The sequence below is a fragment of the Streptomyces sp. NBC_01241 genome (assembly GCF_041435435.1).
GTDB lineage: Bacteria > Actinomycetota > Actinomycetes > Streptomycetales > Streptomycetaceae > Streptomyces.
In genome coordinates, this window is sequence record NZ_CP108494.1 from 2,282,275 (window position 1) to 2,299,137 (window position 16,863).

The following is a 16,863-nucleotide window of genomic DNA, read 5'->3' on the forward strand; positions in this document are numbered from 1 at the left end:
GGCTGTGCCCCGTGACCGGCGGACCGGTCACGGGGCACAGGGGCACGGACGCGTGCGAGTGCTCGCGGGTGCGTGCAGGTGCTGGAGTGCGGGCGGCGTCGACCGGGAATGGCGTCAGCCGGGGATCAGCCCGTCGTCCCGGAGCATGGCGCGCACCTCTTCGAGGGTCGCGTCGGACGACGGCAGGATCAGCTCGGACGGCTCCAGGGAGTCGTCCGGCAAGGGTTCACCGAGCTCGCGCACCCTGGCGAGGAGCGCGTGGAGAGTGGAGCGGAAGCCGGGGCCGTCGCCGCTCTCCATCTCGGCGAGCAGTTCGTCGTCGAGCTTGTTGAGCTCGGCGAGATGGCTGTCGGCCAGGGCGACCTGGCCCTCCCCCATGATCCGTACGATCATGACGCCGCCTTAACTCTTGTCGAACTTGTGCGGGGACTGGGACGACTGCTGCTGCGCCGCGTCCTGCGGGCCGCCCTCGATCGCCTGCTGGGTGGGGCCGCCGGCCAGCTCGGCCTTCATGCGCTGCAGCTCCAGCTCCACGTCCGAACCACCGGAGATCCGGTCGAGCTCGGCGGCGATGTCGTCCTTGGCCGTACCCGTCGGGTCGTCCAGGGCGCCGGAGGCGAGCAGCTCGTCGATCGCGCCGGCCCGGGCCTGCAGCTGCTGGGTCTTGTCCTCGGCCCGCTGGATCGCCAGGCCGACATCGCCCATCTCCTCCGAGATCCCGGAGAAGGCCTCGCCGATCCGGGTCTGCGCCTGGGCGGCGGTGTAGGTGGCCTTGATGGTCTCCTTCTTGGTACGGAAGGCGTCGACCTTGGCCTGGAGCCGCTGGGCCGCGAGAGTGAGTTTCTCCTCCTCGCCCTGCAGCGTGGTGTGCTGCGTCTCCAGGTCGGTGACCTGCTGCTGGAGTGCGGCGCGCCGGGACAGCGCCTCGCGGGCCAGGTCCTCGCGGCCGAGCGCGAGCGCCTTGCGGCCCTGGTCCTCCAGCTTGGACGACTGGCCCTGCAGCTGATTCAGCTGCAGCTCCAGCCGCTTGCGCGAGGTCGCCACATCGGCGACACCGCGGCGTACCTTCTGAAGCAGCTCCAGCTGCTTCTGGTACGAGTAATCGAGGGTCTCGCGCGGATCCTCGGCCCGGTCAAGGGCCTTGTTTGCCTTCGCGCGGAAGATCATCCCCATACGCTTCATGACACCGCTCATGGGCTTCGCGCGCCCCCTTCTGACGGACTGAACTCCAGCACTCCAACAGAACCCACAGTACGGGCCCTGCCTCTATTACCGCACTGTTCGCGCACAGATGTGCTCCTCCCCAAGGACGACTGCACCCGGTCACCACTCCGGCCCAGGGAGTAGGTGGCGGTCGGGGAGACCTGCGGCGTCCACCGTGCGCAACACCCGGGGACACCTGCGAGGACGCGGGCCGTTGCCGGATCGTTCCCGACCGGCCTGGGGTCGCGGGAAACGAACCCGTACCCTTGGGCCTTGTGTTCCGTAGCCGTTCGAAGGAAGAGAAGGCGTCCACCGGCAAGGTGACGGCCGACCTCTCCAAGCAGCCCCGCGACCCGCAGGCACCCAAAGGTCGCCCCACCCCCAAGCGCAGCGATGCCCAGTCGCAGCGCCGTCGCGCCTCCAGTGGCGCGCCGCTCGATCGCAAGGAGGCCATGAAGCGGCAACGCGAAGCGCGCCGTGTGGACATGGCCAAGCAGCGTGAGGCGCTCGCCAGTGGCGACGAGCGCTATCTGCCGGTGCGCGACAAGGGCCCCGTGCGGCGCTTCGTCCGCGACTTCGTGGACTCGCGCTTCTGCATCGCGGAGTTCTTCCTGCCGCTGGCCGTGATCATTCTGATTCTCAGCGTGATCCAGGTGCAGAACATCCAGACCATCTCGCTGCTGCTCTGGCTGATCGTGATCGTGCTGATCGTCATCGACTCGATCGGTCTCGCGTTCCGCCTGAAGAAGCAGCTGAACGCGCGCTTCCCTGATACGCCGAAGCGTGGCGCGGTCGCCTACGGCCTGATGCGTACGCTTCAGATGCGTCGGCTCCGGCTGCCGAAGCCGCAGGTCAAGCGCGGAGAGCGGCCCTGAGCACGGATGTCTCCGGCTCGGTCGGCGGTCCGTCCGCCGACCGGCCGGGCCGCACTGCCCCTGTCGCCGCTCCCGTCACTGGATTCTCGGGAGCCTCTTCGGCGTGGCTGAAGGGGCTCGGCGGGCTGCGCAACACGGTCCGCCAGGAGCTGGTCGCGCGCCAGCTCGACGAGCAGATCGCCGCCCGCTTCCCGGTCGGGCAGCGGCTGCGCGTCCTCGATGTCGGCATGGGCCAGGGCACCCAGGCGCTGCGTCTGGCCAGGGCCGGGCACTCCGTGACGGGCCTGGAGTCCGACGCGGAGATGCTGCGGGTGGCCCGTGAGTCGCTCGGCGCCGAGCCCGCGGGCATCCGCGAGCGGGTCCGGCTGATCGAGGGCAACGGCCTGGACACGGGGGTGCACTTCCTGCCCGGCAGCTTCGACGTCGTGCTCTGCCACGGTGTGCTGATGTATGTCCGGGAGCCGGACGCGATGGTGGCCGGTCTGGCCCGGATGCTGGCCCCGGGCGGGCTGCTCTCGCTGCTCGTACGGAACGCCGACGCGCTGGCGATGCGGCCCGGGACGGCCGGGGACTGGGACGCGACGTCGGCCGCCTTCGACACGGACACGTACACGAACCGGCTGGGCCTCACGGTGCGGGCCGACCGGCTGGACGCCCTGACGGCCACGCTCGCCGGGATCGCGGCGCCCCTGCACGCCTGGTACGGGGTGCGCGTCTTCACGGACAACGTGAGCAACGACGTGGAACTGCCGGCCGCCTCCGAACTGGAACGACTGCTGGCCGCGGAGGACCGGGCCGGGCGGACTGATCCGTACCGCCGGGTGGCCGCCCTGCTGCATCTGTGCGGGGTGCGGGGCTAGGAGGCTGCTGAAGATCTCGGCCGGAGCCGTCCGGCGGCTTACCCGATCGGCCGCATCCAGCGGGCCACCGGATGCCGCGAAAGCAACAATCCGGACATGGATGCATTCCACTCCCCCAGCCACATACGCCGGCTGCTGCTGCCTCTGACCGCGGGTTTCTGTGCGGTCGCCCTGGTGAGCGGCTGTTCGGGCGCGGCCCCCGCTTCGCCCAAGACCGGCCCCACCGCGTCGCCCTCCACCGCCCAGGCCGCGGGCGATCTGCAGAGCGAATACCAGGCCGTGATCAAGAACGTGCTGCCGTCGGTCGTTCAGATCGAGACCTCCAGCGGTCTGGGCTCCGGTGTCGTCTACGACGCCAAGGGCCATATCGTCACCAACGCTCATGTGGTCGGCAGTGACACGACGTTCAAGGTCACCGTCGCCACCGGCGAGAAGGTGCTGAAGGCCTCGCTGGTCGCCTCCTATCCGGAACAGGATCTGGCCGTCCTCAAGCTCGACACCCCCCCGGACGGGCTGAAGCCCGCGAAGTTCGGCAACTCGGAAAAGGTCGAGGTGGGACAGATCGTGCTGGCGATGGGCTCGCCGCTCGGACTGTCCTCCAGCGTCACCCAGGGCATCGTCTCGGCGCTCGGCCGGACCGTCAGCGAGAGCCAGGCGGGCGGCGGCACGGGCGCGACGATCGCGAACATGGTGCAGACCTCGGCGGCGATCAACCCGGGCAACAGCGGCGGTGCGCTGGTCAACCTGGACAGCGAGGTGATCGGTATCCCGACGCTGGCGGCGATCGACACGCAGATGGGTGACACAGCGGCGCCCGGCATCGGGTTCGCGATCCCCGTCTCGATAGTGAAGACAATCGCCGATCAGATCATCAAGAGCGGCAAGGTCACGGACTCGGGCCGGGCGGCGCTGAACATCACCGGGCGCACGGTCGTCGACCAGAACTACCAGCCGGCCGGGGTGGCGCTGGTCAGCGTGACGAAGGGCGGTGCCGCACAGAAGGCGGGGCTGCGGGCCGGCGACATCATCACCAGGATCGGCGATCAGCCGGTCACGACGATCACGTCCCTGTCGGAGGCGCTGGCCTCGGACAAGCCCGGCCAGAAGGTCACTGTGACGTATCTGCGCAATGGGGCGGAGAAGACGGTGCAGGTAACCCTGAGTGAGATCTAGGGTGAGATTCCGGGTGAGGTCCGGGGTCCGTCCGGCCCTGATCCGCCGGACAGTCCCAGGGCCGTGGCCGGCGACGGTTACCGGTCACGGCCCTGCTTCCTGCCCGTACGGGCGAAGGCATCGGCGTACGGGCCGGGGCCTCAGCCGCACGGGCCCTGTGCCCGGACCCTGAGCCCGTACCGCTGACGCGCGCATGGACAGGGGTATCAGCCCTCGCCCGGCCCGTGCGGGGACACCGGTGCGGGGACGTGGAGATCAGCCCTCGTCCGACGCGTGCAGGAACGCGGAATTCAGGCCTCGTCGGCCTGAAGGCTCATCGGGCCGTAGATCTTGGTCGTGTCCTCGAAGAGCGTCACCTGGTCCGCCCCGCCGTCGAGGAGTTCCTTCCAGTACTCGCCGATCCAGGACTCCGCGTCACCCTGTGTAGTGAATTCCTCCGGCTGCAGGGCCGGCTCCGTCTCCGTACCGTCGGACTTCTCGAACCGCCACGTCCATGCCATGTCCGCCTCCTGGGTCGCTTCGCTGTCCGCAGCCTAGTGCCTACGGCCAGTGCCGGTACGGGCCCTGCGCCTGCCCGGACGCCCCCCAAGTCGCGCACCGGTTGCGCGGACGCGGGAGGATCGGAGGCGTGGAACTGACTCTGCTCGGCACCGGAGCCCCCGACGGGCTGCCGCGCCCCGAATGTCCCTGCGCCGCCTGCGCCGCCGCCCGCGGAACGGCCTCGCGGGCCGCGACCGCGTTGCTGGTGGACGACGCGCTGCTGCTCGATCTCACCCCGGGCGCCGTATTCGCCGCGGCCCGCGCGGGGCACTCGCTCACCGGCGTACGGCAGGTGCTGCTCACCCATCCGCACGACGGGCCCGCCGTGGAGCTGCCCCCCGGGCTGCCTTCGGCGGGGCGCGTACCGGACGGCCAGGAGCTGACCCTGATCAGCGGGCACCGGGTGCGGGCGGTGGCGATGGACGCGCCGGGCACGGGCTACGAGGTGACCTCGCCGGAGGGCGTACACCTGCTCTACCTGCCGCCGGGTGCCGCGCCCTCCGGTCTCGCGGACCGGGCACCGCGGCCGTACGACATGGTGGTCGGCGACGTGGTCGGGCGGCCGGACGCGGTGGCGCGGCTGCGGGCCGTCGAGGCGATCGGACCCACCACCGAGATCATCGCCGTCCACCTGGACCATGACGCACCGCCCGCCGCCGAGCTGGGCCGGCGGCTCGCGGCGGCCGGCGCGCGGACCGTGCCGGACGGGACGACGCTGGTGGTGGGCGAGTACCGCGCGGTGCCGGAGGTACCCCGGCGCACGCTGGTGACGGGCGGTGCCAGGTCGGGGAAGTCGGTGGAGGCCGAGCGGCGCCTGGAGACGTTCCCCGAGGTGGTGTACGTGGCGACCGGTGGCGGCAGGGAAGAGGACGCGGAGTGGGCGGCCAGGATCGGGCTGCACCGGGAGCGCAGGCCCGCCGCCTGGCGCACCGAGGAGACCTGTGAGCTGGTGGAGCTGCTGGAGTCGGACGGGCCCGCGCTGCTGATCGACTGTCTGTCGCTGTGGCTGACGGACGCGATGGACCGGGTGCACGCCTGGGACGACGCGGCGTGGGCGGGCGGCGGCGAGAGCGCGCTGCGCGAGCGGACCGCCGAGCTGGTCGCCGCGGTGCGCGGGACGCGGCGCACGATCGTCGCCGTGACCAACGAGACCGGCTCGGGCGTGGTTCCCGCGACGGCTGCCGGGCGACGGTTCCGGGACGAACTGGGCCGGTTGAACACCGCGTTCGCCGACGAGTGCGAACGGGTGCTGCTGGTGGTGGCCGGACAGGTGCTGACGCTGCGCGGCTGACCGGTCCTCGCGAACGACGGCGCGGGAACGACGACGCGGGAACGACGACGCGGGAACGACGACGCGGGAACGGAACACGGCAGGAACGCGATGCGGGATCAGGAGGAGCGGGCATGGCACGCAGGCGACCGATGTTGAGCGGGGTTCCCGAGACCCTGCTGTGGACGCTCTACAACCGGGCGTACGAGGCGGGGCAGCGCTATCCGGTGCTGGACGATCCCATGGCGCTCCGGCTGATGGAGGATCTGGACTACCCCTTCGAGGAGCGGCTCGGGCAGCCGAACGCGTTCCATTCGCAGGCTCAGGGGCTGCGCTCGCGCTGCTTCGACGTGGCCGTGCAGGAGTATCTCGCCGACCGTCCGCAGGCCACCGTGGTCGCGCTCGGCGACGGCCTGGAGACCGGTTTCTGGCGGGTCGACAACGGCCGGCTGAACTGGCTGAGCGTGGAACTTCCGGAGGTCGCCGAGCTGCGGCGGGCACTCCTGCCCGCCTCCGGGCGGCTGCGCACCCTGTCCTGTTCGGCGACCGATCTGTCCTGGCTGGACGAGATCGAGGACCCGGAGGACCGCGGCGTGGTCGTCACAGCGCAGGGGCTGCTGATGTACCTGCCCCCCGCGGAGGTACGGAGGATCCTGGCGGCCTGCGCCGAACGGCTGCCCGGCGGCGTCCTCATCCTGGACACGATGGCGCGCTGGCTGGCCAGGGGCACAATGGCCGGCACGTCGAAGGCCGGCGGGATGACCATTCCGCCGATGCGCTGGGCGATGAACCCCGGCGAGCGGCACAAGCTGCGCACCGCGCACCCGGCGATCACCGAGGTGCGGGCGCTCCGGCTGCCGCGCGGGCGGGGTGCGATGGGCGAGCTGATCCGGCTCCAGTCGCTGCTGCCGGGGCTGCGGACCCTGACGCCCGCGATGACGCAGCTGCGGTTCGGGTACGGATCCCCGCACTGACCGGGTGTCAGAAACGCTGCGGGTACTGTTCCGCAGTGAGCCCGCCGCCGGGCTCGCCGGCCCATTCCACGTATCGACCCGCGAGGCAGACCCCCGTGAATCTGGACGACTTCTCCGACCTGATCGAACGCCCCGACGGCGGCGTGCGGCGCGACGCCGAGGAACGCCGGGAGCGCCTGGTCGTTCCTCCGGGCGCCCTCGGCCGCCTGGACGAGCTGGGCGAATGGCTCTCGGCCGCTCAGCAGTCCGTACCGGTCAAGGCGATCACGCAGCCGCGCGTGGTGCTTTTCGCCGGTGATCACGGGGTTGCCGAACTGGGGGTTTCCGGGCGCGCACCCGGGAGCGCGTACGAGCTGGTGCGGGCCACGCTGGACGGCGCGACTCCGCTCTCCGTGCTGGCCCGTCAGTTCTCCGTACCGGTACGGATCGTCGACGCCGGACTGGACTGCGACCCGGAGCTGCTGCCGGAGCCGGTGGTACGTCACCGGGTGCGGCGCGGCAGTGGCCGGATCGACATCGAGGACGCGCTGACGGCCGAGGAGGCCGAGCAGGCGGTACGCCTGGGGATGGCGATCGCCGACGAGGAGGCCGACTCGGGCACCGATCTGGTGGTGCTCGGCGATCTGAGCGTCGGCGGTACGACGGCCGCGGCCACGCTGATCGCGGCGCTGTGCGGCACCGACGCGTCGGTGGTGACCGGGCGCGGTGGCGGGGGGATCGACGATCTGGCGTGGATGCGCAAGTGTGCGGCGATCCGGGACGCGCTGCGCCGGGCCCGGCCGGTCCTCGGTGATCAGCTGGAGCTGCTGGCCACGGTGGGCGGCGCGGATCTGGCGGCGACGACGGGGTTCCTGCTGCAGTGCGCGGTGCGCAGGCTGCCGGTGATCCTGGACGGCGTGGTCTCGGCGGCCTGTGCGCTGGTGGGTCAGCGCGCGGCCTTCCGGGCGCCGGACTGGTGGCTGGCGGGACAGGCGAGCGGCGAACCGGCGCAGGCCAAGGCACTGGACCGGATGGCACTCAACCCCTTGCTGGACCACGGCGTCATCGTGGGAGAAGGAAGTGGGGCATTGCTCGCGCTTCCGCTCGTTCGGGCCGCTGCCGCGCTGGCGGCGGAGCTGCCGGAGCGCCCACCCCTCGTCGACGGGAAGGACGACGTCGGCGAACCGGCCGAGGACGGCGACGCGGACGGCGACGCGACCGACGGCTGACGGACCCGGCACGACTGCGGCCCGCCGGACATCGGCCGCAGCACGGCCCCCTCATGGGGCGCGATGCACCATATGATCGCTTTTTATGGGAGAGGTCCGATTGGCCACCGAGGAATCCGGGCGGGGCGGCACCCGGGCACCGAGCACCGCCCGGTCACGCCGTTGTGCCGCGTTCGCCATCTGGTACCTGCGTGTCGTGTCGTTCATCAATTTCCTGAGTGCCGTCTGGGTCACTCTCGGCAACGACCTGCGCCGCCACAACACCGCGAACTACTTCACCCCGTACCTGCTCACCGCGGGCTTCTCCTCCGGGGTGGTCGCGCTCTTCCTCGCGATCACCATGCGCCGCCGCAAGCGGGCCGCCTGGATCGTGAACATGGCGGTGAGCAGTCTGCTGCTGCTGCTCTTCGTCCTGGTGATCCCGTTCCCGGAGGTCCGGCAGTACCCGCAGAACTGGATCTCGCTGACACTGACCGCCGCCTTCGTCCTGGCGCTGGCTCTCGGCCGGCGTGAGTTCTACGCGAAGGGCGACCGGTCCAATCCGAAGCTGGCCGCGGTCGTCGCGGTCGGCGGGCTGCTGGCCACCTCGCTGATCGCCGCGGGCCTGGTCACCCTCACCAACACCGCGCACGACGAATTCCGCTCGACCTTCCTGGACCGCTGGCGCTACGGCACCCTGCGGCTGATCTCGATCACCGACAACGACACCAACTACCCCGGGATCACCACGCCGGGCTGGGTCAACGTCAGCATCAACATCCTCTCCACCCTGCTGCTGATCGCCGTCGTGTACGCGGCGTTCCGGGCCCGCCGGGCCGTCGACCCGATCACCCCCGAGGACGAGGCCCGGCTGCGCGTGCTGCTCGACAAGCACGGTGAGCGGGACTCGCTCGGCTACTTCGCGCTGCGCCGGGAGAAGAGCGTCATCTGGTCGCCGACCGGGAAGGCCGCCGTCGCCTATCGGGTGGTCGGCGGGGTCTCCCTCGCCTCCGGTGATCCCATCGGCGACCCGGAGGCGTGGCCCGGGGCGATCGAGCCGTGGCTGGCCGAGGCCCGCGAGCACGGCTGGATCCCGGCGGCGATGGGGGTGAGCGAGGAGGGCGGCACCGTCTACGCGCGGCACGGCCTCGACGCCCTGGAGCTGGGCGACGAGGCGATCGTGGAGACCGCCGACTTCACCCTCGAAGGACGGGCGATGCGGACCGTCCGCCAGGCGTACAACCGGATCAGGCGCGCCGGGTACGAGGTGACCGTGCGCCGGCACGCCGACATTCCGGACGACGAGATGGCCGAACTGGTGCGGTGCGCCGACGACTGGCGCGACGGGGCGACCGAGCGCGGCTTCTCCATGGCGCTGGGCCGGCTCGGCGACCCGGCCGACGGCCAGTGCGTGATGCTCGAATGCCGCAATGCGCCCACCGGGAAGACCGGTGCGCCCGCCGAAGAGGGCGCCGTGACCGCCGAGAGCGGTGCCGAGGTCGCCGGAACAGGAAGCACCCCTGTCGCGAAGGGCACCGCGCCGGGCGAGTTGCGCGCCGTACTCAGCTTTGTGCCGTGGGGGCCCAACGGCCTCTCGCTGGACCTGATGCGCCGTGACCGCGACTCCGAGAACGGCCTCATGGAGTTCATGGTCATCGAACTCCTGCAGCGCGCCGAGGAGATCGGGATCACCCAGGTCTCGCTGAACTTCGCGATGTTCCGGTCCGTCTTCGAGCGGGGTTCACGGCTCGGCGCCGGACCGGTGCTGAGGCTGTGGCGCTCCATGCTCAGTTTCTTCTCGCGCTGGTGGCAGATCGAGTCGCTCTACCGCGCCAACGCCAAGTACCGGCCGATCTGGGAGCCACGCTTCATGCTCTTCGAGAAGAGCTCCGACCTGCTGCGCATCGGCCTCGCCGCGGGCCGCGCCGAAGGGTTCCTGGAGGCTCCCGGTCTGCCCAAGTGGCTGCACCGCTCGCAGCTCGGGGCCGGTGGATGAGTTTCGTACGCGTGCTGAGCGGGGCGGCCCGCCGCGAATGGGGTCCGCTCTTCACCACCGTACGCGCGGGGCTCACCGCCTCCTGGCTGCGGGCGGTCCCCCTGACACTCGCCGCGGTCTGTCTGACGGCGCTGCTCCACGCGGTGCAGAACCAGTCGTGGGGGGCCGGAGCGGTGCGCGCGCTCGGAGCGGTGCGGGCCGAGGATCCGTTGTGGCAGGCCCTGCTGCGTACCCCGTTGTCGCTGTTCGTCCCGGCGCCGGACCTGCCGGTTTGGGGGGCGCTGGTGCAGGTCCTGGTGGTGTTCGGGACAGCCGAGATCTGTCTGGGCCGGTGGCGCACGCTCCTCATCGCGTACGTCGCGACGCTGGCCGGGACGCTGTGCGCGCGGATCGGTGTCGCGCTCGGCCCGGACGGGCTGTTCGGGCTGCCCGCCTCCGACGCGCGGATCGTCGACACCGGCCCGTCGGCGGCGGTGGTCGGTCTCGCCGTCTACGTGTGCTGCCTCTACCGGGCCTGGTTCACCGGTGCGCTGGTGATCGCGGCCATGGTGGTCGAGGTGATCGCCGAGAACAACCTGGCCGGCAAGGAGCACCTGGCGGCGATCGCCGCGGTGCTTGTGCTGTGCGCCGTCACGGTCGGCCGGAACCGGCGCCGGTATGCGCGCCGCCGCGATCAGGGCTTGCGTCCGGGGGCCGGGACCCGGTCCGGCGCCCCGCCGATGAGGTCCTGAAATCTGCGGCGCGGGCCCGCCCAGCGCACATCGTGGTGGTAGGCGCGCAGCATCGCCCGGGCACGGGCACGGTGCCGCTTGCGGTAGAAGCGCTTCGCCCACATCGAGGTCGGCCGGGCCAGCCGGATCGCCCCGATCAGCGCGACGAACGGGACGAGGGTGCCGACGACCGCGAGCCGCGCCTTGCCCTTGAACAGGGCGATCAGCACGAAGCAGAAGTTGACGATCAGGGTCAGGACGACCCCGAGCCTGCTCTGCTGTTCGTCGCTGCTCAGCTCGTTCACACCGAACGGCGAGAATCCGGCCAGGACCAGCAGCACCAGCGCCGCGGTGAGGACGACGACCTCCACGCTCTGCCGGCCCTCCTCGGTCCAGTACACGTCGTCGAGATGGAGGATCAGGGCGAACTCGTCCAGCACCAGACCCGCACCCATGCCGAAGATCACCGCGCAGACCGCCGCGGTGACACCGTGGTGCCCGCTGGCGACCGCCCCGAAGCCGCCGATGACGCTCAGCACCACGCCGGGCACCACGTGGTGGACGTGCACTCCGCCGGGCGTGATGTTGCGGAACGGCCCCTTCCCCGCCCTGATCATCCGGGTGATGAACCGGGTGACGGCGAAGGTGAGCACGAAGGCGGCCAGGGCCAGGAGCAACGGCAGCTTCCCCGGCTCGACGATGTTCACCTCGAACCAGTGACCCATGCCACCCACTCCCGATAAGCCGCTTTCGTCATGGTCCATCGCACTATGACCAATCTATCGGCTCGTCACAGCGATTAGCCTGCGCGCCGTGAACTCCCTGAACCTCCACGGCCTGCGTTTCGCCTTCGGCACCCTGACCGTGCTTCCCGTCCGCGTCACCCGCTGGGACCGCGGTACCGCCCGCGCCGGGATGCTGTGCGCGCCGCTGGCCGGTCTCGTCGTGGGGCTCCTCGCGGCGGTGCCCGGTGGCCTGTTGCTGCTGCTCGGCTCCGGTCCGCTGCTCGCCGCGGTCGCCTCCGCCGCCGTGCCCGCGGTACTCACCCGGGGTCTGCATCTCGACGGTCTCGCGGACACCGCGGACGGCCTGGGCAGCGGCAGGCCCGCCGATGACGCCCTGCGGATCATGAAGCAGTCGGACATCGGGCCGTTCGGGGTGATCACCCTGCTGTTCGTGCTGCTGGCCCAGGTCGCGGTCCTCGACCAGTTGTACGGGCAGAGCTGGGCGCGCGGCGCGGTGGCGGCGGCCGTCGCAGCGGTCACCGCCCGGCTCGCGCTCACCCTGGCGTCCCGTCAGGGCATCCCTGCGGCCCGTCCGGAAGGGCTGGGTGCGGCGGTGGCGGGGACGGTCACGGTCCGGGCCGCGATGGCGGCCGGGGCGGTCGGGGTCGCGGCCTGCGCGGGTGCCGGTGCGCTCTTCGGCGGCTACGGGGCGCTGCACCACGCCCTCGCCGCACTGCTCGCCCTCGGCGCCGCCCAACTCCTGCTGCGGCACTGCGTGCGCCGCTTCGGCGGGGTGACCGGCGATGTCTTCGGCGCATTGGCGGAGACGGCGGCGACGGCGGCTCTGGTGGTGCTGGCGCTCGGTTAGGGGCTTTCGGCTTCGGAGCCCGATCCGCCCGTACCGTTCCGGAAGCGCGCCTTCGGGCACTCCTGGCGCCACACGCCCAGTTCGTACTTCTTCCGCAGCGAGCTGAGCCCCAGCTGCTTCGACGCGGCGCAGAACCGGGCGACCGGCAGCTCGTACTCCACGTGGAAGACGGCCTTGCCCTCCTTCACGAACGGAGTGAGGGCCTCGCACTCCTCGTACTGCGCGCACTGCTCGTTGACCGCGAAGTCGAAGTCGGGCTCCAGCTCCGGTATCTGGCCGAGATCGTTCTTCAGGCCGACGGCGAGTCCATGACGGTGGGCGATACGGGCGACGAGCCGGTTGTAACGCAACTGGTCGGCGGCGGTCAGCGGGAAGCCCGTACGGTTGCGGTAGCCGTCCATGTTGTCGGGCTCGACCGCGTCGAAGCCCTTCTTCGCGCACATCGCGATCCGGCGTTCCATCAGCGGCTCCAGGACGTCCGTGCGGCGGATGTCGAGCCAGTACTCCCCCTCCCAGCCGTTGCTCCTCCCCCGTATCGCGGCGGGGAACTTCCCGGCGTCCGGACGGAAGTCCTCCCAGGCGCCGGTGGAGAGGTAGCAGATCACCTTGCGGCCCCGGCGGTGCAGATCGGCGACGGCCGAGGCCCGGTGGCCGAAGCCGTCGATGTCGTACACCGGGACGTCCACCGTGGGGTCCAGCCGGCCGGAGAGCTGCCACTGCCAGCCGATGCCCGGCTCCGGCCGCCACCGGCCCTTCGAGTCGGGCTCCGCAGCCGTGGTGCAGCCGCTCAGCAGGGCCAGCAGCATCAGTACAGTCACGGGCAGCGCCCGGTCCGTTCCCCGCACGCGTGCGGCCCCGCGGGCGCGCATGGTCTTCTCCCCCTGTTGGTCCGGTACCACCAACGACCCTACGTCCACGGCGCGTTCCGGCCGCACGGACCCGGTCCCGGGCCGCTCCCGGGCCGCTCCCGGCCCGTGGCCCGGGCCCCCGCAACAGGCCATCGACGGCCCGCCGCCGTGATACCGCAGCAAAGGCGCGCGTAGGCTCATTCCCGGCACATTGCGGCGGCGTCTACGATGCGCCGGGCACGGTCGGCCCACCCATCGACCGACAACGAACTCAACGGAAGCGAGATTTCACCACCGTGACTGCTCTCACTCTCAGCACTGCCGGTGCGGCGACGCTGCGCGCCGACGCACTCGTCGTCGGCGTCGCCAAGGGAGCCAAGGGGCCGGTCCTCGCACCGGGCTCCGAGGCCGTGGACAAGGCGTTCGACGGAAAGCTCGCCACCGTCCTGGAGGCCCTGGGCGCCGCGGGTGCCGAGGGCGAGGTGACCAAGCTCCCCGCGCCCGACGGCCTCAAGGTCCCGGTCGTCATCGCGGTCGGCCTCGGCTCCGTCCCGGAGAAGGACGAGGCGTACGACGCCGAGGCGCTGCGCAGGGCCGCGGGCTCCGCCGCGCGCGCCCTGGCCGGTTCGAAGAAGGCCGGCTTCGCACTGCCCATCGCCTCCGTCGAGGACGCCGGGGCGATCGCCGAGGGCGCGCTCCTCGGTGCGTACGCCTTCACCGCGTACCAGGGCGGCGAGAACAAGCTGGCGCCCAAGGACAAGAAGAACGGCAACGGCCCGAAGCAGCCGCTCGCCGAGGTCGCCCTGCTCGGCACCAAGCCGCGCGACAAGGCGTTCAAGGCGGCCGCGGACCGCGCGCTCGCGATCGTCGAGGAGATCAACCGCGCCCGCGACCTGATCAACACCCCGCCGAACGACCTGTACCCCGAGTCCTTCGCCGCCGTGGCCACCGCCGCGGGCAAGGAGCACGGCATCAAGGTGCAGGTCCTCGACGAGAAGGCCCTCGTCAAGGGCGGCTTCGGCGGCCTGCTGGGCGTCGGCCAGGGCTCGACCCACGGCCCGCGCCTGGTGAAGCTCGCCTACACGCACCCGAAGGCGGAGAAGACCCTGGCCCTCGTCGGCAAGGGCATCACCTACGACTCGGGCGGCATCTCGCTGAAGCCGGCCGGCCACAACGAGACGATGAAGTGCGACATGAGCGGCGCCGCCGCCGTGTTCGCGAGCGTCGTCGCGGCCGCCCGTCTGGGCCTGCGGGTCAATGTCACCGGCTGGCTGGCGCTCGCCGAGAACATGCCGTCGGGCAACGCCACCCGCCCCGGTGACGTGCTGCGCATGTACAGCGGCAAGACCGTCGAGGTCCTCAACACGGACGCCGAGGGCCGGCTCGTCCTCGCCGACGCGCTGACCCGCGCCTCCGAGGAGAACCCGGACGCGATCGTCGACGTGGCGACCCTGACCGGCGCCATGGTGCTGGCGCTGGGCAACCGCACCTTCGGCATCATGGCCAACGACGACGCCTTCCGTACCTCCATCCACGAGATCGCCGAGGAGGTCGGCGAGGCCTCCTGGCCGATGCCGCTCCCCGCCGACCTGCGCAAGGGCATGGACTCCCCGACCGCCGACATCGCCAACATGGGCGAGCGGATGGGCGGCGGCCTGGTGGCCGGTCTGTTCCTGCAGGAGTTCGTGGGCGAGGGCATCGCCTGGGCGCACCTGGACATCGCGGGCCCGGCCTTCCACGAGGGCGCGCCGTACGGCTACACGCCGAAGGGCGGCACCGGTTCCGCGGTCCGCACGCTGGTGAAGCTGGCGGAGCGCACCGCGGCCGGAGACCTCGGCTGACGTCGCAACTGCCGTACGGCCCCGGGCATACGTCCGGGGCCGTACGTGTCCCCCCGTGGCATCGCGGCACGGATCCAGCAGGTTTCGCTCTCAACGAAATCAGTAGGCCCTCCCGTCTCCCACCACCACCCTTCCGACGCCGCGCTGCGCGCCTATCCTTTTTTTCTACGCAGCGGTAACCACCCGGGACGAATGATCATCCGTCTCGGACCCGGGCCCCGCGTCCCGCCCGCCGTCAACAAGTGCGAAGATGGGTTCTCGGCAGGACAGGGCCCCCACCACAGGGCCGAATAACAAAAGCGGCCGAACACCAGCCGACCGGCCGGTCATCCCCCAGCGACGGGGCCCGGCATACGGCGCACATGCATGGAGGACGTGACGTGGCGAACGACGCCAGCACCGTTTTCGACCTAGTGATCCTCGGCGGTGGTAGCGGCGGTTACGCCGCGGCCCTGCGCGGAGCGCAGCTGGGCCTGGACGTCGCTCTGATCGAGAAGGGCAAGGTCGGCGGCACCTGCCTGCACAACGGCTGTATCCCCACGAAGGCCCTGCTGCACGCCGGCGAGATTGCCGACCAGGCGCGCGAGGCCGACCAGTTCGGCGTCAAGGCCACCTTCGAGGGCATCGACATCCAGGCCGTCCACAAGTACAAGGACGACGTGATCTCGGGCCTGTACAAGGGTCTGCAGGGTCTCATCGCCTCGCGCAAGGTCACCTACATCGAGGGTGAGGGACGACTCTCCTCCCCCACCTCGGTGGACGTGAACGGCCGGCGCGTCCAGGGCCGTCACGTGCTGCTCGCGACCGGCTCCGTGCCGAAGTCGCTGCCGGGCCTGGAGATCGACGGCAACCGCATCATCTCCTCGGACCACGCACTGAAGCTGGACCGCGTCCCGAAGTCCGCGATCGTGCTGGGCGGCGGCGTCATCGGCGTCGAGTTCGCCTCGGCGTGGACCTCCTTCGGCACCGACGTCACGATCATCGAGGGCCTGAAGCACCTCGTCCCGGTCGAGGACGAGAACAGCTCGAAGCTTCTTGAGCGCGCCTTCCGCAAGCGCGGCATCAAGTTCAACCTCGGTACGTTCTTCAAGAGCGCCGAGTACACGCAGGACGGCGTCCGCGTGACCCTCGCCGACGGCAAGACCTTCGAGGCGGAGGTCCTGCTGGTCGCCATCGGCCGCGGCCCGGTCTCGCAGGGCCTGGGCTACGAGGAGGCCGGCGTCGCGATGGACCGCGGCTACGTCCTCGTCGACGAGTACATGCAGACCAACGTTCCGACCATCTCGGCCGTGGGCGACCTGGCCCCGACGCTCCAGCTCGCCCACGTCGGCTTCGCCGAGGGCATCCTGGTGGCGGAGCGGCTGGCCGGTCTGAAGACCGTTCCGATCGACTACGACGGTGTTCCCCGGGTGACGTACTGCCACCCCGAGGTCGCCTCCGTGGGCATCACCGAGGCCAAGGCCAAGGAGCTCTACGGCGCGGACAAGGTCGTCGCTCTGAAGTACAACCTCGCGGGCAACGGCAAGAGCAAGATCCTCAAGACCGCCGGTGAGATCAAGCTCGTCCAGGTCAAGGACGGTGCCGTGGTCGGCGTCCACATGGTCGGTGACCGTATGGGCGAGCAGGTCGGCGAAGCCCAGCTGATCTACAACTGGGAGGCGCTGCCCGCCGAGGTCGCGCAGCTCATCCACGCCCACCCGACCCAGAGCGAGGCGCTCGGCGAGGCCCACCTGGCCCTGGCCGGCAAGCCGCTGCACTCCCACGACTGATCAGTCGACCGGGCGCGACGACCG

Annotated in this window: 16 protein-coding genes; 11 read left to right on the plus strand and 5 right to left on the minus strand. The window is 71.0% G+C overall.

From position 1 onward, the window contains the following. Nucleotides 1–114: 114 nt before the first annotated feature. Nucleotides 115–393 carry a PspA-associated protein PspAA gene (gene pspAA, locus OG306_RS09910; protein WP_266745729.1) on the minus strand — a complete coding sequence of 93 codons (279 nt, stop codon included), beginning with the start codon at nucleotides 391–393 and terminating at the stop codon, nucleotides 115–117. A gap of 9 nt (nucleotides 394–402) precedes the next feature. Next, on the minus strand, nucleotides 403–1,182 hold the full coding sequence (locus OG306_RS09915; RefSeq protein ID WP_266745730.1) for a PspA/IM30 family protein: 780 nt from the start codon (nucleotides 1,180–1,182) through the stop codon (nucleotides 403–405). Nucleotides 1,183–1,478: 296 nt separating this feature from the next. On the opposite strand from OG306_RS09915, the gene OG306_RS09920 reads away from it, so the two are divergent. The 3 genes from OG306_RS09920 (at nucleotide 1,479) to OG306_RS09930 (ending at nucleotide 4,111) form a co-directional block, all read left to right on the plus strand. Next, entirely contained in the window at nucleotides 1,479–2,078 is a 600-nt protein-coding gene (locus OG306_RS09920) for a DUF3043 domain-containing protein (protein WP_266745731.1), read from the plus strand. 125 nt (nucleotides 2,079–2,203) lie between these two features. Beyond that, complete coding sequence (locus OG306_RS09925; protein ID WP_266752144.1) at nucleotides 2,204–2,938, plus strand: class I SAM-dependent methyltransferase; 735 nt, start codon at nucleotides 2,204–2,206, stop codon at nucleotides 2,936–2,938. A gap of 96 nt (nucleotides 2,939–3,034) precedes the next feature. Beyond that, a complete protein-coding gene (locus OG306_RS09930; RefSeq protein WP_266745732.1) occupies nucleotides 3,035–4,111 on the plus strand; it encodes a S1C family serine protease in 1,077 nt (358 codons plus the stop codon). Between the two features lie 290 nt (nucleotides 4,112–4,401). Here OG306_RS09930 and OG306_RS09935 read toward each other — a convergent pair whose 3' ends face one another. Next, complete coding sequence (locus OG306_RS09935; protein ID WP_266745733.1) at nucleotides 4,402–4,611, minus strand: hypothetical protein; 210 nt, start codon at nucleotides 4,609–4,611, stop codon at nucleotides 4,402–4,404. Between the two features lie 128 nt (nucleotides 4,612–4,739). Between OG306_RS09935 and OG306_RS09940 the strand changes: the two genes are divergently transcribed. From OG306_RS09940 to OG306_RS09960, 5 genes are all read left to right on the plus strand, one after another. Beyond that, nucleotides 4,740–5,942 carry a bifunctional adenosylcobinamide kinase/adenosylcobinamide-phosphate guanylyltransferase gene (locus OG306_RS09940; RefSeq protein WP_266745734.1) on the plus strand — a complete coding sequence of 401 codons (1,203 nt, stop codon included), beginning with the start codon at nucleotides 4,740–4,742 and terminating at the stop codon, nucleotides 5,940–5,942. A gap of 113 nt (nucleotides 5,943–6,055) precedes the next feature. Next, a complete protein-coding gene (locus OG306_RS09945) occupies nucleotides 6,056–6,895 on the plus strand; it encodes a class I SAM-dependent methyltransferase (RefSeq protein ID WP_266745735.1) in 840 nt (279 codons plus the stop codon). Between the two features lie 95 nt (nucleotides 6,896–6,990). After that, on the plus strand, nucleotides 6,991–8,103 hold the full coding sequence (gene cobT / locus OG306_RS09950; protein ID WP_266745736.1) for a nicotinate-nucleotide--dimethylbenzimidazole phosphoribosyltransferase: 1,113 nt from the start codon (nucleotides 6,991–6,993) through the stop codon (nucleotides 8,101–8,103). 85 nt (nucleotides 8,104–8,188) lie between these two features. After that, complete coding sequence (locus OG306_RS09955; RefSeq protein ID WP_266745737.1) at nucleotides 8,189–10,078, plus strand: phosphatidylglycerol lysyltransferase domain-containing protein; 1,890 nt, start codon at nucleotides 8,189–8,191, stop codon at nucleotides 10,076–10,078. Next, nucleotides 10,075–10,809, plus strand: coding sequence for a hypothetical protein (locus OG306_RS09960; protein ID WP_266745738.1), 735 nt, complete (start codon nucleotides 10,075–10,077; stop codon nucleotides 10,807–10,809). Before OG306_RS09955 ends, OG306_RS09960 begins: the two co-directional genes overlap by 4 nt. On the opposite strand, the gene OG306_RS09965 is transcribed toward OG306_RS09960, so the two are convergent. Continuing rightward, nucleotides 10,752–11,513 (minus strand): hypothetical protein, encoded by a 762-nt coding sequence (locus OG306_RS09965; RefSeq protein ID WP_266745739.1) that lies wholly within the window; start codon nucleotides 11,511–11,513, stop codon nucleotides 10,752–10,754. The genes OG306_RS09960 and OG306_RS09965 overlap by 58 nt on opposite strands. A gap of 88 nt (nucleotides 11,514–11,601) precedes the next feature. Between OG306_RS09965 and OG306_RS09970 the strand changes: the two genes are divergently transcribed. Next, on the plus strand, nucleotides 11,602–12,381 hold the full coding sequence (locus OG306_RS09970; RefSeq protein ID WP_266745740.1) for an adenosylcobinamide-GDP ribazoletransferase: 780 nt from the start codon (nucleotides 11,602–11,604) through the stop codon (nucleotides 12,379–12,381). Here OG306_RS09970 and OG306_RS09975 read toward each other — a convergent pair. Then, nucleotides 12,378–13,250, minus strand: coding sequence for an endo alpha-1,4 polygalactosaminidase (locus OG306_RS09975; protein WP_266745741.1), 873 nt, complete (start codon nucleotides 13,248–13,250; stop codon nucleotides 12,378–12,380). The genes OG306_RS09970 and OG306_RS09975 overlap by 4 nt on opposite strands. Before the next feature lie 275 nt (nucleotides 13,251–13,525). Here OG306_RS09975 and OG306_RS09980 point away from each other — a divergent pair, with 275 nt between their 5' ends. Further along, nucleotides 13,526–15,070, plus strand: coding sequence for a leucyl aminopeptidase (locus OG306_RS09980; protein ID WP_266745742.1), 1,545 nt, complete (start codon nucleotides 13,526–13,528; stop codon nucleotides 15,068–15,070). 380 nt (nucleotides 15,071–15,450) lie between these two features. Next, nucleotides 15,451–16,839, plus strand: a complete 1,389-nt coding sequence (gene lpdA / locus OG306_RS09985) for a dihydrolipoyl dehydrogenase (RefSeq protein WP_266745743.1) — start codon at nucleotides 15,451–15,453, stop codon at nucleotides 16,837–16,839. Nucleotides 16,840–16,863 lie beyond the last annotated feature (24 nt).